Raw genomic sequence first — 15,406 nt, 5'->3', positions numbered from 1 at the left:
GCATGCCCGCTGACCACCTCACGGAACGCGATCGCGCGATCCTCGCCCTGGAGGCCGCCTGGCCGCGCCACGGCGGTATGAAGGAGGAAGCGATCCGTGCGCGACTGGGCATGAGCGCGGCGCGTTACTACCAGCTGCTCGCCCGTCTCATCGACTCCGAGGCGGCCCTCGCCTTCGATCCGATCCTCGTCGGCCGACTGCGTCGACTGCGGGACGCCAGAAGCGCCCGGCGCACGTCCCGGATCCCCGGGTTCACCGGATGACCTGATCCTGCGGGGTCGTGCTCGTCATGGAACGGTTTCCCAGCGACGTGCCGCTAGCATCGAGGGGTGTCCAAGCCCCCCCGTGACCGTTTCGACGAGGTCCCCCGTTCCACCGGACGTGTGGGAGCACACCGTGCCGAAGCTCCGGGGATGAACGGCTGGGTCGTGCTCCTGTGGTCGTTCGTCGCCGCTCTCGTGCTCATCATCGCCGGCATCTTCGGCGCTCTGGTCGTCATGGGACGGATCGACCTCTTTCCGGAGCCGACGTCGTCCGTGGCTCCCACGCCCGAGCAGACCGGGGTGATCGACCCGACCTACTCGGTGCTCATCCTCAACGCGACCCCCGACAGCGGGCTGGACGACCAGATGCGCGACACCCTCATCAACGCCGGCTGGGCGGCGGCGACCGTGCTCGCCAGCGACAGCGCCAGCGACGACTTCGAGACCACGACCGTCTATTACGTCAGCGCCGAGGACGAGGAGGCGGCGAAGGGCCTCGCCGGCGTCATCGGCGGCGCCGAGGTGCAGCAGAGCGACTACTACGCGGGCCAGACGGAGGACGGGCAGAAGCAGCTCACCATCGTGATCGGCGTCGACCGGGCGGCATCGGTGCCCGAGACTCCCGCGCCCTGACCCTCGCCCGACTCCCGGACGACGCGGCTTGCACTCGATGGTGTCGAGTGCCAGAATGGCGTTAGCACTCTCTCACTCTGAGTGCTAAACCCACCGTCTACGTCCAGGAGGGACGACAAAACTCATGGCAAAGATCATCGCCTTCGATGAGGAGGCCCGCCGCGGCCTCGAGCGTGGCCTCAACATCCTCGCCGACGCGGTCAAGGTGACCCTCGGCCCGCGTGGTCGCAACGTCGTGCTCGAGAAGAAGTGGGGCGCCCCCACGATCACGAACGACGGTGTCTCCATCGCCAAGGAGATCGAGCTGGACGACCCGTACGAGAAGATCGGCGCGGAGCTCGTCAAGGAGGTCGCCAAGAAGACCGACGACGTCGCCGGCGACGGCACGACGACCGCCACGGTCCTCGCCCAGGCCCTGGTCCGCGAAGGCCTGCGCAACGTCGCGGCCGGCGCCGACCCCATCTCCCTCAAGCGCGGCATCGAGAAGGCCGTCGCCGCCATCACCGAGGAGCTGCTGAGCTCGGCGAAGGAGATCGACTCCAAGGAGCAGATCGCCGCGACCGCCTCCATCTCCGCCGCCGACCCCGCGATCGGCGAGCTCATCGCCGAGGCCATCGACAAGGTGGGCAAGGAAGGCGTCGTCACGGTCGAGGAGTCGCAGACCTTCGGCACCGAACTCGAGCTCACCGAGGGCATGCGCTTCGACAAGGGCTACCTGAACCCGTACTTCGTCACGGACCCGGAGCGCCAGGAAGCCGTCTTCGAAGACCCGTACATCCTGATCGCGAACCAGAAGGTCTCCAACATCAAGGACCTCCTGCCCATCGTCGACAAGGTGATCCAGGACGGCAAGGAGCTCGTCATCATCGCCGAGGACGTCGAGGGTGAGGCCCTCGCGACCCTCGTGCTGAACAAGCTCAAGGGCATCTTCAAGTCGGTCGCCGTCAAGGCTCCCGGCTTCGGCGACCGTCGCAAGGCGCAGCTGCAGGACATCGCGATCCTCACGGGTGGCCAGGTCATCACCGAAGAGGTGGGCCTGAAGCTCGAGAACGCCACGCTCGACCTGCTGGGTCGTGCGCGCAAGGTCATCGTCACCAAGGACGAGACCACGATCGTCGAGGGTGCCGGCGAGGCCGACCAGATCGAGGGTCGCGTCACGCAGATCCGTCGCGAGATCGAGAACACCGACAGCGACTACGACCGCGAGAAGCTGCAGGAGCGTCTGGCGAAGCTCGCCGGTGGCGTGGCCGTCATCAAGGCCGGCGCTGCGACCGAGGTCGAGCTCAAGGAGCGCAAGCACCGCATCGAGGACGCCGTACGCAACGCGAAGGCCGCCGTCGAGGAGGGCATCGTCCCCGGTGGTGGTGTCGCCCTCATCCAGTCCGGCACGAAGGCTCTCGACGCTCTCTCGCTCGAGGGTGACGAGGCGACCGGTGCGAACATCGTCCGCGTGGCGATCGAGGCTCCGCTGAAGCAGATCGCGCTGAACGCCGGTCTCGAGCCGGGTGTCGTCGCCAACAAGGTGTCCGAGCTCCCCGCGGGCCAGGGCCTCAACGCCGCCAGCGGCGAGTACGGCGACATGTTCGCACAGGGCATCATCGACCCGGCGAAGGTCACGCGCTCTGCGCTGCAGAACGCCGCGTCGATCGCCGGTCTGTTCCTGACGACCGAGGCCGTCGTCGCCGACAAGCCGGAGAAGGTCGCTGCTCCCGCGGGTGACCCCACGGGCGGCATGGACTTCTGATCCTCTGAGAGGTTCAGAGACTCCGTCTCACAGAAAGCCCCCGGCTCCGGCCGGGGGCTTTCTGCGTCTCAGCGGAACAGGCTCGCCGAGTATTGATCCGCTTCGGCGTACTGGGTGGCCACGGCGCCGAGCGACGTCCCGATCCCGTCCAGGACGAGCTCGACGTGCTGCTGAGCGCCCTGCCACTCTTCGGCGCAGCCTTGGAACGCCGTGGCGGCGGTGCCGACCCATGCGGTCTGCAGCTGCCTGAGCTGGGACATGAGGGTGGCGGATTCGGTGCGCAGGCGCTCGATGGTGGCGCGGGTCGCGGCTTCCGCCGCATGGACGGCGTCGGTGTCGACGGTGAAGACGGTCATGGGAACTCCCTTCGAGGAAGGCCGACGATACGCCGACGGCAGCGACGACGAGTCGGGGGTCGGATCACCGCGCCGGAGGCGGGAGAACGCGCCATGAGGGCCGTCTGTGCAGAAGCGGCCGCTACGGCTGGTCGAGGCGGTCCAACGGCTGCGTGTCCTCCAGAAGATGCTCCGGTGTCGAACGCGCCGGAGCCAGCGGCAGGGTCACGGTGAAGGTGGCCCCGCCTCCTGGACTCTCGGAGACGGCGATGTCGCCATTGAGCGCCTTGAGGATCGAGGCGACGATGGCGAGCCCGAGACCGGATCCTCCGGTCTCGCGCGCCCGCGACGTGTCGGCGCGCCAGAACCGCTCGAAGATCTGCTCGCGGATCTGCGGTGGCACGCCCTCGCCGTGGTCGACGATCGAGATGCTCGCGGTCCCGGCGACGCGATCCGAGTCCACGACGATCTCGATCGGACTGTCTTCCGGCGAGAATCGGCGCGCATTGCCCAGGAGGTTCGTCACCACCTGTCGGACCTTGTTCTCCTCGCCGAGCACGATCGGCGGCGTCCGGACCGGGATGTCCGCCACCTCGGTGAAATCGATGGCCGGGGGCTGCTCGGGCGTCCGCGGACGACGGCGCAGCCGCGACAGGGTGGCCCGGGGGCGCGTCTTGGGGGCGGGTTCGGGGGCGATGGGCACCACAGGCGTGCGGATGGGAGCTGTCGGCACGTTCTCGACCGTGCGGTCGATCACGGAGATCACCCGGCCGGGGGCGGCGGCGCGCACGTCCAAGGCGGCGTCGCGGGCGATGGGACGGAGGTCGAGAGGAACGATCTGCGGCTCCCGCTCCTCATCCAGACGGGCGAGCGCCAGCAGGTCCTCCACGAGGACGCCCATGCGGATGGCTTCCTTCTCGATGCGCTCCATCGCCCGGGCGGTGTCCTCCTCACCCTTGATCGCGCCCATGCGGTACAGCTCCGCGTACCCGCGGACGCTGACCAGCGGCGTCCGCAGCTCGTGACTGGCGTCTCCGATGAATCGGCGCATGTGCTGCACCGTGCGGTCGCGCTGCGCGAGGGAGCGATCCACGCGGTCGAGCATGGTGTTGATGGCCGCATTGAGGCGGCCGACCTCCGTGGTCGGCTCCAGGTCGGTGAGCCGCTGTCGGAAGTCGCCGGCGGCGATCGACATGGCGGTCTGCTCCACCTGTCCGAGTCGTCGGAAGGTCAGGGTCACGAGACCGCGGGTGAGCAGCGCCGCGACGAGGATCGTGATCAGGGCGATGGTGATGTAGATCCCGAAGTACTGGCTGATGATGCGGTCGGCTTCGGCGAGGGGGAGTGCCACCATCTGGATGCTGAGCGGGTCGCCCTCCTGCTGCACGACGGCCGCGGCGGCGTGGTAGACCCGGCCGTCCGTGTCCTCGAGAGCGAGCACCTGGTCCTCGTTCGCCTGGGCGTCGGACAGGGAGTACTCGGCGGGGAAGACCGGAGCCCGGCCGGAGGCACTGGGCGCGGTCGCGCGCAGGGCGCCCTCCGCGTCGTAGATGGCGAACGAGAAGTCACGGGGCTTCTCGTCTCTCGGCGTATAGGTGGTGACGCCGTCGATCGTCGTCGTGTCGAAATAGCGGTTGACGAGGTCGCTGGTCACCAGTGCAGGGAGCTGCGCATTGATGTTCTCCACGAGGGCGTTGCGCAGCAGCGGCACCGTGCCGATACCCGCGACGAGCAGGCCCAGCGCGAGGACGGCCACGGTGACACCGGTGACCTTGGCGCGAAGGCTGATCCGTCGCCACCACGCGGTGACCGCATCCGGCTTGTGCGCCATGCGGTCCTCCCTGCTGCGACGGCGGTGCCGTCGACGGACGGCGGGTACGGGGTCGACGGTGTCAGACCGTCTTGCCCACCTTCAGCATGTAACCGAAGCCGCGCTTCGTCTGGATCAGCGACTCCTCCGTGTGCGGGTCGATCTTGCGCCGGAGGTACGAGATGTAGCTCTCCACGATGCCGGCATCGCCGTTGAAGTCGTACTCCCAGACGTGGTCGAGGATCTGCGCCTTCGACAGCACCCGATTCGGATTCAGCATGAGGTAACGCAGGAGCTTGAACTCGGTGGGGCTGAGGTCGATCGGCTCCTTGCCGACGTGCACGTCGTGCGTGTCCTGGTCCATGGAGAGCTCGCCGGCGCGGATGATCGACTCCTCGTCGGCCTGCATGGTGCGGCGCAGGATGGCCTGGGCCCTGGCGACGATCTCGTCCAGGCTGAACGGCTTCGTGACGTAGTCGTCACCGCCCGCGTTCAGGCCCTCGATCTTGTCCTCCGTGCCGTCCTTGGCGGTGAGGAAGAGGATGGGTGCGGTGAAGCCGGCGCCGCGGAGGCGCTTGGTCACGCTGAACCCGTTCATGTCGGGGAGCATGACGTCGAGGATGATGAGGTCCGGCTCCTCCTCGAGGACGGCGGAGATCGTGGCGGCGCCGTTGGCCACCGTCTTCACCTGGAACCCGGCGAAGCTGAGACCCGTGGAAAGCAGGTCGCGGATGTTGGGCTCGTCGTCGACGACCAGGATGCGCGCAGCAGTCATGACCCCATTATGGTGACTTCGGCCATGCGCGGGCTGATTATCCTGCGGAACGGCGTGGATGCGGCCCATCCGCCGGCCGGTGGATGTGTTGCACAGCCGTCCGGGGGAGGATCGAGGCATGAGCTCGATCGAGGACGCCACCGCCGCCCCCGTCTCCCCGTCCGCCCCCTCGCCGGAGGTGTCCGCTCGCGGGGTCGAGTACCACCGGCTGGCGCTCCTCCGCCCGCGCCCCCGCTGGTGGAAGCCGCTGCTCACCGGCCTCCTCGGCATCGCCTTCTACCTCGCGATCCTCGTGCTCGTGATCGTGCCGCTCGTGATCGTGGCGGCCCTCGCCCCGGAATGGGGAGCGGAGCTGCAGATGCTCTTCCGCACCACCGCCTTCTTCCAGGTCGACCGTCCGTGGCTCCTGGTGGCGCTCGTGCTCCCGCTCATCCTCATGATCCCGGCGCTGCTGCTGGCCTCGCGGGTCGTCCAGGGACGAGGCGTCGGCCTGCTGTCGTCGGTCACCGGGCGGTTGCGGATGGGCTGGCTCGGCCGGACCCTCGCGCTGGCGCTCGCGGTGTTCGTCGTCTACTTCGCGGTGGTGCTCGGCTGGTCGGCGGCCGCGGGCGATGCCGTGACGCCGGACTTCTCCCATCCGGGGCTCCTGCTCATGGTGGTGCTCCTGCTCGTGCTGATCCCGTTCCAGGCCGCCGCGGAGGAGTATGTGTTCCGTGGCTACCTGATGCAGCTCGTCGGAAGCTGGCTCCGGCACCCCGCCTTCGCCATCCTGCTGCCGGTGCCGCTGTTCGTGCTGGGACACGGGTACGACGTCTGGGGCGCGGCGAGCGTCGGCCTCTTCGCCGTCGTCGCCGCGTGGCTCACGTGGCGCACCGGTGGGCTGGAGGCGGCCATCGCGCTGCACATCGTCAACAATCTGATGATCTTCCTGCTCGGCTCCGTCGCCGTGGTCGATGCGAACGCGACCTCGGGGACGCCCGTCGATCTGCTGGGCTCGGCGGCGGCGATGGTCGTCTTCGCCGCCGTCGCAGATCGGTGGGCGCGCCGACGAGGGATCACTCGGACCGCGGCGATCAGCGACGGCGCGGCGGGGACGCATCAGCTCCCGCGGATGCTGCGCGGCTGAGCGCCCGCACGCCGGTCAGGCGGCGATCGCCTCGGCGTCCATGATCGTGTAGCTGTAGCCCTGCTCCGCGAGGAACCGCTGGCGGTTCTGCGCGTAGTCCTGATCGATCGTGTCGCGGGCCACGAGCGTGTAGAAGCTCGCGGTGTGGCCGGACTGCTTGGGGCGGAGGAGTCGTCCGAGACGCTGGGCCTCCTCCTGCCGCGAACCGAACGAGCCGGACACCTGGATGGCGACCGACGCCTCGGGGAGGTCGATGGAGAAGTTCGCGACCTTCGATACCACGAGCAGCGAGATGTCGCCCTCGCGGAACGCCCGGTAGAGCTCCTCACGCTCCTCGACCGGGGTGGACCCGGTGATCTGCGGAGCGTCGAGCGCCTGCGAGAGGGCGTCGAGCTGGTCGAGGTACTGTCCGATGACGAGGATCTGCTCGCCCTCGTGCGCCGCGATCAGCTCGCGCACCGCGTCGATCTTCGCCGGGGCGGAGGCCGCGAGCCGGTAGCGCTCGTCGTCGGTGGCCGCCGCGTACTCCAGGCGATCCGCCGGGGGAAGGTCGACCCGCACCTCGAAGCAGGCGGCGGGGGAGATGAACCCCTGTGCCTCGATCTGCTTCCAGGGGGCGTCGAAGCGCTTCGGGCCGATGAGGCTGAACACGTCGCCCTCACGGCCGTCCTCCCGGACCAGGGTCGCGGTCAGGCCGATCCGACGCCGCGCCTGCAGGTCGGCGGTGAGCTTGAATACCGGCGCCGGGAGCAGGTGTACCTCGTCGTACACGATGAGCCCCCAGTCCAGCGCGTCGAGGAGCGCGAGGTGTGCGTACTCGCCCTTCCGTTTCGCCGTGAGGATCTGGTAGGTCGCGATCGTGACGGGCTTGACCTCCTTGGCCTGGCCGGAGTACTCGCCGATCTCCTCAGGGGTGAGGCTGGTGCGCTTGAGAAGCTCGTCCCGCCACTGCCGTGCGGACACCGTGTTCGTCACGAGGATGAGCGTCGTCGTCTTGGTCGCCGCCATGGCCCCGGCGCCCACGATCGTCTTGCCTGCGCCGCAGGGGAGCACGACCACGCCCGAGCCGTCCTTCGAGAACGCGTCGACGGCGTCCTGCTGATAGGGGCGGATGGCCCACCCGTCCTCGGCCAGCTCGATCTCGTGGGGGGTGCCCGGCGTGTAGCCGGCGAGGTCCTCCGCGGGCCAGCCGATCTTCAGCAGCTCCTGCTTGATCTGACCGCGTGCCCAGGCGTCCACGACGAACGTCTCCGGCGTCGGGTGCCCGATGAGCAGCGGTTGGATGCGCTTGTTGTTCGCGACCTGGGCCAGCACGGCGGGGTCGGTCGAGCGCAGGATGAGCACGCCCTCGTCGTCGCGCTCGATGACCAGGCGCCCGTACCGGTTGACCGTCTCGCGCAGGTCGACCGCGACGGAGGGCGGCACGGGGAAGCGCGACCAGCGGTCGAGCGTCTCCAGCATGTCCTCGGCGGTGTGCCCGGCCGCGCGGGCGTTCCACAGACCGAGCCGCGTGATCCGGTACGTGTGGATGTGCTCGGGCGCGCGCTCCAGCTCGGCGAAGATCGCGAGCTCGTGGCGGGCGCTCTCGGCGTCGGCGTGGGCGACCTCGAGGAGCACGGTGCGGTCGCTCTGGACGATCAGGGGGCCATCAGACATAGCTGACCAGTCTACCGGCCCCTGGCTGCACGGGGCCTAGGACGGGACGACGGTCGCGGCGCGGATGCTCGACACCGGAAGGGTGCGCTCGACGTCAGCCGCCCTGTCCCTCCCGCGCAGTCGTCCACCGCCGATCCCGGTGGCTTCGAGGAGGAGGTCCCTGGTGGAACCGTCCGGCATGCCGACCGTCACCCGCAGCACGGCCTTCGCGCGCACGGCCGCCTCCAGCTCCCTGTCCAGCCACGCGGCGTCCGCGTCAGGACCCTGACGTTCGCGCAGTCGGGCGATCAGCGGTCCGTAGCCGGGGTCGGAGTCGGGATCCGGCACGGCGGCCGGGTGGCGTGTGCGCACCGCGACGGTCCCGTCGCGCTCGACGAGCGTCGCCGGATACCGGGCGTCGGTCAGCGCCCAGTAGACGGTGTCCTGCCCGACTTTGGTCGTCAACGATCCCACGTGCACGGCGAGCCCGAGGGGGCGCAGCGACTGGTCGACCGCCATGGCCTCGAGGAGGTGCGCATCAGCGCTCTCCACCCGTGTGCGTCCGGTCTCGTCATCGACCGAGACCCGTACGAGCCCGTGACGCTGCGCGGTCTGCGCGACGAGGTAGCCCAGGGGCTGCGGGATGCCCGTGAGCGAGATTCCACCGAGGAACTCCAGGATCGACGCCTCGTCCTCTCCGGCGGCGAAGGCGTGTGCGACGGACTCCGCCGTGAACCGGTACGACGAGGCCTGGGAGGCGGACTCTCGGCGGGCCATGGTGCGCAGGCGCACGTCCAGTGCGGGCTGCAGCGGACCGGGGGCGATCGCCGTGAGGTCGTTCTGGAGGAAGATCCGGTCCACTTCTGCGGGCAGGACCGTCGCCAGGGGCGAGGGGTCCGCAGCCTCGCCGCTTCGCAACGGCGGGGACCACGGGGGCTCGGAGCCGTCCTCGGCGATGAGGCCGAGCAGACGGGCGGCCTCGAGCTGTCGGGCTGCCTCTTCCGGCCAGGCCGGATCCCACGGGTGGGCCAGAGGCCATTGGCTGGGTGGCAGCCAGCCGCCCGTCGCGGTGCGGATCCCGTGAGGGAGGGTGTCGCGGAAGGCCGTGGCCAGGAGGCCCCAGCGGGCGGGAGCGGGGGAGCGGAGCCAGTCCTCTGCTGCCGGTGTGGTGCGCAGCAGCCGCTCGACGGGGGTGGCCAGGCCGGCTCGCACGGCGAGAGCTACCAGCGGGTCCACGCTCTCGACGGCGAGACCCGCCTCGGCGAGCTGGCGCTTCTGTCCTGCGCTCACCGCCCCGCCCATGAGGAGTGCGAACGGCTGCTCTCTGGCGAGCAGGAGGATGTCGGCGAGCACGCCGACAGTGGTGAACGCGCGCTCGGCGGCGTGCGCGGCCGCGGACTCCTCCGCGGCCGGTGCGGGCGTCTCATCGAGCGGAGCAGGCCGTGGTCTCCCGGCGACGGCGTCGGCGACCGGGGGATGCAGCGTGCCGTCGCGGCGGAGCAGGGCGAGTGCGGTCAGGCGCTCACGCCCGGTGCCGGCGTCGCCTCCCGTCGCAGCATCGACGAGCGCGGCGGCCTCCCCGGCGGTGAGGGTCGGGAGCACGCGGCCGATCGACGAGGGCTCCAGCAGAGCCTCCGCGGCGTCGAAGAGATCCTGCCAGGCGGCGTCAGGGCGCACGCCGCGCGCGGTCAGCAGCGCCGCCAGCTCGTCATCGCTCGCCGCAGCCAGGTCGTCGGCCAACGGGCGTGCGTGCGTGCTCATCGATGCGGCCTCAACGACGCGACTCGGCGCGGCCCTTCCGCACGAAGCTCATCACCAGCAGCACGATGATCATGACGAAGGCGAGAGGCAGTCCCCAGTACGGGATCGCCGCGATCACCGGCCAGAGGCCTTCGCCGAACGCGGCCCGGTCCATGCCCAGTGCCGTGCCGATGATGATGACGAAGAAGCAGATCACCGACGCGGCCGCGATGCCGAGCGCGGTGAACGCCAGGATGCGGTCGATCCGACGGATGGGGACCTCCGGTCCGGGACTCTGCGTACTCATCGGCCCCAGCCTACTCGCACGCGCGGGAGCGGTTCCGTTCCGCCCGTGACCGGTAGGCTGGGAGCACGCGCACGAGCGCGTTCCGTCAGCATTCGATCCAGCGAGGTTCTCCCATGCCCACCGGCAAGGTCAGGTTCTACGACGAAGACAAGGGTTTCGGCTTCATCGCCAGCGATGACGGCCAGGATGTCTTCCTGCACGCCTCCGCGATGCCGGCCGGCACCGCCGTGAAGGCCGGTGCACGCGTGGAGTTCGGCGTGGCCGACGGCAAGCGCGGCCTCCAGGCCCTGTCGGTGCGCGTGCTCGAAGCGCCGCCCAGCCTGGCGAAGGCGAAGCGCAAGCCCGCCGACGACATGGCCATCATCATCGAGGACCTCGTGAAGCTCCTCGACGGCATCGGCGGCGATCTGCGCCGCGGCCGCTACCCTTCCTCCAGCCATGGCCGCAAGATCGCGGCCGTCCTGCGCAAGGTCGCCGATGACCTCGAAGCCTGACGCCGACGCGCGTCTCGTCGAGGCGCATGACCTCGCGCTCTCCGCTCTGCGTGAGATCACTCCCGCCGCCACGATCGGGCCGGCTGCGGGTTTCACGTCGGAGGACGACGGATCCGTCTCGCTGCGGTTCGAGAACCGTCTCCCCGGTTACCCGGGCTGGTACTGGACCGTGACGGTCGCTCGGGTCGACGACGAGGAGCCGACCGTCCTCGAGGTCGAGCTGCTCCCCGGCGACGGAGCGCTCCTGGCCCCGGAATGGGTCCCGTGGGCGGAGCGCCTTGCCGAGTACCGTGCGCACCAGGCGGAGCTGGCCGAGGCTGCGGCAGCCGGCGGTGAGGACGAAGACGCCGACGGGGACGACACCGACGGCGACCTCGACGACGGCGTCGACGATGACGAGCTCGATGAGGATGGCTCCGACATCCTCCACGCCGGCGATCTCGACGGCGTGGACATCGACGAGCTCGACGACTCCGACGACGACGATGCGTCCGAGGCTGAAGACATCGACAACGACGCCGAGGAAGACGACGAAGCCGAAGACGACGAGGCGGAGGACTCCGAAGACGACGACGCCGACGCCCGCGATGCGGACGCCGGCGACGACGAGGAGTGAGCCGGGCGGTCAGCCGCCCAGGTTCTCCTGTACGAAGTCGATGGCCCGGATGAGCTGACGAACGTCGTCCGGCTCGATCGAGACGAAGGTCGCCACCCGCAGCTGGTTGCGGCCGAGCTTGCGGTATGGCTCGGTGTCGACGATGCCGTTGGCGCGCAGCGCCTTCGCGATCGCCGCGGCGTCGACGCTCTCGTCGAAGTCGATGGTCGCGACCACGGGCGAGCGGTGCGCCGGGTCCGCCACGAACGGGGTCGCCACGGCGGACGCCTCCGCCCAGTCGTAGAGCACCGACGACGACTCCGCCGTCCGTGCCGCAGCCCAGGCGAGCCCGCCGTTGTCGAGGATCCAGCGCAGCTGGTCGTCCAGGAGGAGCAGCGTCGTCAGAGCGGGGGTGTTGAGCGTCTGGTTGAGCCGCGAGTTGTCCACCGCGTGCTTCAGGCTCAGGAACTCCGGGATGTACCGCCCCGAGGCGGCGATCCGCTCGATGCGGTCGATCGCGGCGGGGGAGACCGCGGCGAACCAGAGTCCGCCGTCGGAGCCGAGGTTCTTCTGCGGGGCGAAGTAGTAGACGTCGGCCTGCGCCATGTCGAGGTCGATGCCGCCCGCGGCGCTCGTCGCGTCGATCACGGTGAGCGCTCCTTCCGCGTGGACGCGCTCGATCGGCGCGGCCACGCCGGTGGAGGTCTCGTTGTGCGGCCAGGCGTACACGTCCACACCCTCGACGAGCTCTGCGGTGCTGCGCGAGCCGGGGTCGGCGGAACGGACGTCGGGAGCCTCCAGCCAGGGGGCGCCTGCGGCCTTGGCGAACTTCCCGCCGAACTCGCCGAACACGAGGTTCTGGCTGCGGCGCTCGATCAGACCGAAGGCCGCGGCGTCCCAGAACGCCGTCGAGCCGCCGTTGCCGAGGATTATCTCGTATCCCTCCGGGAGACGGAAGAGGGCGGCCAGCTGCTCGCGGACGCTGCCGACGAGGTTCTTCACGGGCGCTTGGCGATGCGATGTGCCCAGGATCGAGGCTCCCGTCGTGACGAGCGCCTCGAGCTGCGCGCCGCGCACCTTCGAGGGACCGCAGCCGAAGCGGCCGTCTGTGGGCAGGAGGTCACGGGGAATCTCGATCGCCATGGCTAGATTCTAGGGGGATCACGCCGCCGTTCCTCCCGCCCCCGCCCCGTCCGATGTCGCCGGAGGAATGTAGGCTTGCCTAAGAACTTTCGGAGGGCCACATGACGGATCTGATCGACACCACGGAGATGTATCTCCGCACCATCCTCGAGCTCGAGGAGGAGAACATCGTGCCGCTGCGGGCGCGCATCTCGGAGCGCCTCGGCCACTCCGGTCCCACCGTCTCGCAGACTGTGGGGCGCATGGAGCGCGACGGCCTCGTCGTGGTGTCCGAAGACCGCACGCTCGAGCTCACCGACGCCGGACGCCGCAAGGCCGTCGACGTCATGCGCAAGCACCGCCTCGCCGAGCGCCTGCTGTCCGACGTGATCGGGCTGGACTGGGCGTTCGTGCACGAGGAGGCCTGTCGCTGGGAGCACGTCATGAGCGAGCAGGTCGAGCGCCGTCTCGTCGAGCTGCTCGGTCACCCCACCGAGTCACCGTACGGCAACCCGATCCCGGGCCTCGACCAGCTCGGCGACCTTCCCGCCCGCACTTTCGACGAGGGTGTGATCGGTCTCGTGCAGCGGCTGAATGCAGCAGGCGAGCCTGTCGAGGGGACGGTCCGCCGTCTCGCCGAGCCGGCCCAGGTCGACCCCGAGCTCCTGGAGCAGCTGCGCGACGCGGGCGTCGTCCCGGGTGCGCGCGGAGACTTCCGCTTCAACGAGGGCTACGTGCTCATCCAGATGGACGGCAAGGAGGAGGGCCTGGAGCTTCCGGTGGAGCTGGCCTCGCACATCTTCCTCGTCGGCGAACCGGCCTGAGAACCCTCACCGAGGATTGTCAGTTTCCCAGGGTGACATGATCGTTATCTTCCGGTAACCTCGGTCAGGTCCTCAGCGAAGAAGCCCGCTGGGGGCGAACCGCGAAGATCCGCCTTCCGGCTCGTCGTCTTCCCGAGAGGGATGCGCTCGAACCCGAGCAGTGCATCTCTGCCCTCGGGCAGAGGCCGACGAGCCAGCGCCACCCGAGGTGCGAAGGCTCAGGAGGACCACGTTTTGGCCGCAGACATCGAACCGACCGCGAAGACATCTGAAGATCGAGTACCCGCCCGGCGCACCGGTGCCAGGGTCAGTGCTCGGAAGATCGCAGCCCCTCTCCGGTCGGTGGCGATCTTCGGTGCCGTCGGTGCTCTCGTCGCGGCCGTCGCGTTGCCCGCCTACGCGGCCTCGAAGCCGACGGACGCCACGGCGCAGACCGTGCAGCAGCTCGCCGCAGTCGACGCACAGTCGCTCGTCGTCGCATCGGAGGCCACGGCGGCTCCGCTCGTCCGTGGGGCCTTCAGCGCGACCACGCCGGAGGAGATCGAGAAGAAGAAGGCAGAAGAAGCGGCCGCCGCCGCGGCCCGTGCTGCCGCTGCTGCCGCGTCCGCATCCGCGTCCGCGCCGTCCTCCGGCACCTTCAACACGTCCGGCTACGCGCTCGTCGCCCCCGGCTCCGGCCAGGTCCGCTACCCCCTGCCGCTCGGTTCGTGGAACGTGAGCCGTACCGTCGGCGGCGGGCACAACGGTGCCGACATGCTCGCGCCGGCCGGTACACCGATCTATGCCGCCGCCGCCGGCGTCGTGCGCGCCTCCGCGGAGAGCATCGGCGGCTACGGCGTCGCCGTCATGCTCGACAGCGTCGTGGGCGGACAGCAGGTCCAGACCACGTACGGCCACATGCTCTACGGGTCGCGCCAGGTGCAGGCAGGCCAGACCGTCGCCGCCGGGCAGCTGATCGGCTACGTGGGCAGCACGGGCCGGTCGACCGCGAACCACCTCCACTTCGAGGTCTGGATCAACGGCGGTCTGGTCGAGCCGATGTCCTGGCTTTCCGTCAACGCCGGCTGAGCGGGACACGTTCTCGAGCATTCATCTCCCGTTTCGCCTCGGTCCTCGCGGGATGGGTTAGCCTGAACCCGTCGTCATACAGACGGGAGAGGCTGATGGAGCGAACACCGAGCATCCGAACCATGGACGCTCTCGGTCGTCACGTCCTTCGGCATTGCCCGCAGGGACGCCGCGGTGCTGCCGCGCGCGAGAGGCGCCGTCTGTAGACGGCGCCTTTTCTCGTCCCTGCGAACACTCTTCCTCCTGCACGACGTCGTGTGAGTCGAGAGTGCCGGGAAGCCGTCCCGGCGGATCGAGAGGATGACGAATGCGCACACTGGTCCTAAACGCCGGATACGAGCCGTTGGCGATCGTGTCCTTCAAGAGAGCCCTCGTCCTGGTGATGAACGACAAGGCGACGGTCATCGAGAGAGTCGAGGACGACCCTGTCTGGGGTACCCACGGCGTCTACGATCGCCCGGCGGTGATCATCCTCTCCCGCTACGTGCGCGTCCCCCTCAGCCGTCGCGTGCCGGTCACCCGACGTGGCGTGCTGCGTCGTGACGGGCATCGCTGCGGATACTGCGGCAAGGCTGCTGCGACCATCGACCACGTCCTGCCACGGTCGCGCGGCGGCGCGGATTCCTGGGAGAACCTCGTCGCGTGCTGCCTGCGCTGCAACAACCTCAAGAGCAACCGCACCCCGCAGGAGATGCGGTGGCAGCTGCGGTTCACGCCGCGCCCGCCGCACGGCACGGCGTGGACGGTGCGCGGGGTGGAGCGCAGCGATCCCCGCTGGGAGCCCTACCTCGCCCTCGCCGCGTGACGGACAGCGCGAGGGCGCGCAGCCGTGGTCCCGTAGACTGGGCTGCGCGCCCTCGTAGCTCAGCAGGATAGAGCAGCCCTCTCCTAAAGGGCAGGTCGCAGGTTCGAATCCTGTCGAGGGCACTCCCGCT

16 protein-coding genes and 1 tRNA gene are annotated in these 15,406 nt (G+C 69.5%); 10 read left to right on the top strand and 7 right to left on the bottom strand.

The annotated features are described in order from the left end of the window. Positions 1–2: 2 nt before the first annotated feature. The 3 genes from BK819_RS16520 (at position 3) to groL (ending at position 2,640) form a co-directional block, all read left to right on the top strand. Positions 3–263 carry a DUF3263 domain-containing protein gene (locus tag BK819_RS16520; protein WP_071328829.1) on the top strand — a complete coding sequence of 87 codons (261 nt, stop codon included), beginning with the start codon at positions 3–5 and terminating at the stop codon, positions 261–263. 66 nt (positions 264–329) lie between these two features. Next, positions 330–896 (top strand): LytR C-terminal domain-containing protein, encoded by a 567-nt coding sequence (locus BK819_RS08785; RefSeq protein ID WP_256209425.1) that lies wholly within the window; start codon positions 330–332, stop codon positions 894–896. A 124-nt stretch (positions 897–1,020) separates the two neighbouring features. Beyond that, positions 1,021–2,640, top strand: a complete 1,620-nt coding sequence (groL, locus tag BK819_RS08780; protein WP_071328827.1) for a chaperonin GroEL — start codon at positions 1,021–1,023, stop codon at positions 2,638–2,640. Positions 2,641–2,708: 68 nt separating this feature from the next. Here groL and BK819_RS08775 read toward each other — a convergent pair whose 3' ends face one another. The 3 genes from BK819_RS08775 to BK819_RS08765 form a co-directional block, all read right to left on the bottom strand. After that, entirely contained in the window at positions 2,709–2,996 is a 288-nt protein-coding gene (locus BK819_RS08775; RefSeq protein ID WP_060921915.1) for a WXG100 family type VII secretion target, read from the bottom strand. Between the two features lie 121 nt (positions 2,997–3,117). Continuing rightward, positions 3,118–4,806, bottom strand: coding sequence for a cell wall metabolism sensor histidine kinase WalK (locus tag BK819_RS08770; protein WP_071328826.1), 1,689 nt, complete (start codon positions 4,804–4,806; stop codon positions 3,118–3,120). 61 nt (positions 4,807–4,867) lie between these two features. Then, on the bottom strand, positions 4,868–5,560 hold the full coding sequence (locus BK819_RS08765) for a response regulator transcription factor (RefSeq protein ID WP_025105529.1): 693 nt from the start codon (positions 5,558–5,560) through the stop codon (positions 4,868–4,870). Between the two features lie 118 nt (positions 5,561–5,678). Between BK819_RS08765 and BK819_RS08760 the strand changes: the two genes are divergently transcribed. Further along, complete coding sequence (locus tag BK819_RS08760; protein WP_071328825.1) at positions 5,679–6,686, top strand: CPBP family intramembrane glutamic endopeptidase; 1,008 nt, start codon at positions 5,679–5,681, stop codon at positions 6,684–6,686. A 15-nt stretch (positions 6,687–6,701) separates the two neighbouring features. Here BK819_RS08760 and BK819_RS08755 read toward each other — a convergent pair whose 3' ends face one another. From BK819_RS08755 to BK819_RS08745, 3 genes are read right to left on the bottom strand one after another with little or no spacing between them, the layout of a single operon-like run. After that, positions 6,702–8,342 carry a DNA repair helicase XPB gene (locus BK819_RS08755; RefSeq protein WP_071328824.1) on the bottom strand — a complete coding sequence of 547 codons (1,641 nt, stop codon included), beginning with the start codon at positions 8,340–8,342 and terminating at the stop codon, positions 6,702–6,704. 36 nt (positions 8,343–8,378) lie between these two features. Beyond that, complete coding sequence (locus tag BK819_RS08750) at positions 8,379–10,082, bottom strand: helicase-associated domain-containing protein (RefSeq protein ID WP_071328823.1); 1,704 nt, start codon at positions 10,080–10,082, stop codon at positions 8,379–8,381. A gap of 10 nt (positions 10,083–10,092) precedes the next feature. Then, positions 10,093–10,368: a multidrug ABC transporter ATPase gene (locus BK819_RS08745; RefSeq protein ID WP_071328822.1), complete on the bottom strand. Its 276-nt coding sequence runs from the start codon at positions 10,366–10,368 to the stop codon at positions 10,093–10,095. Between the two features lie 113 nt (positions 10,369–10,481). Here BK819_RS08745 and BK819_RS08740 point away from each other — a divergent pair, with 113 nt between their 5' ends. Together BK819_RS08740 and BK819_RS08735 are read left to right on the top strand one after the other, a co-directional pair. Further along, on the top strand, positions 10,482–10,862 hold the full coding sequence (locus BK819_RS08740; RefSeq protein WP_025105533.1) for a cold-shock protein: 381 nt from the start codon (positions 10,482–10,484) through the stop codon (positions 10,860–10,862). Further along, a complete protein-coding gene (locus BK819_RS08735) occupies positions 10,846–11,478 on the top strand; it encodes a DUF3027 domain-containing protein (RefSeq protein WP_071328821.1) in 633 nt (210 codons plus the stop codon). Before BK819_RS08740 ends, BK819_RS08735 begins: the two co-directional genes overlap by 17 nt. A 9-nt stretch (positions 11,479–11,487) precedes the next feature. Here BK819_RS08735 and serC read toward each other — a convergent pair whose 3' ends face one another. Beyond that, complete coding sequence (gene serC / locus BK819_RS08730) at positions 11,488–12,600, bottom strand: phosphoserine transaminase (RefSeq protein WP_071328820.1); 1,113 nt, start codon at positions 12,598–12,600, stop codon at positions 11,488–11,490. 101 nt (positions 12,601–12,701) lie between these two features. On the opposite strand from serC, the gene BK819_RS08725 reads away from it, so the two are divergent. From BK819_RS08725 to BK819_RS08710, 4 genes are all read left to right on the top strand, one after another. Next, complete coding sequence (locus tag BK819_RS08725; protein WP_025105536.1) at positions 12,702–13,403, top strand: metal-dependent transcriptional regulator; 702 nt, start codon at positions 12,702–12,704, stop codon at positions 13,401–13,403. Between the two features lie 342 nt (positions 13,404–13,745). Then, positions 13,746–14,471, top strand: coding sequence for a M23 family metallopeptidase (locus tag BK819_RS08720; RefSeq protein WP_256209424.1), 726 nt, complete (start codon positions 13,746–13,748; stop codon positions 14,469–14,471). 307 nt (positions 14,472–14,778) lie between these two features. Further along, positions 14,779–15,276 carry an HNH endonuclease gene (locus BK819_RS08715; RefSeq protein WP_060921795.1) on the top strand — a complete coding sequence of 166 codons (498 nt, stop codon included), beginning with the start codon at positions 14,779–14,781 and terminating at the stop codon, positions 15,274–15,276. Between the two features lie 48 nt (positions 15,277–15,324). Continuing rightward, positions 15,325–15,398: transfer RNA gene (locus tag BK819_RS08710), tRNA-Arg, on the top strand. Positions 15,399–15,406 lie beyond the last annotated feature (8 nt).

This window comes from Microbacterium sp. LCT-H2 (assembly GCF_001866135.1).
GTDB lineage: Bacteria > Actinomycetota > Actinomycetes > Actinomycetales > Microbacteriaceae > Microbacterium.
Note: the sequence above shows the minus strand (reverse complement) of the source record. Positions and strands in the feature narration are given on the sequence as shown.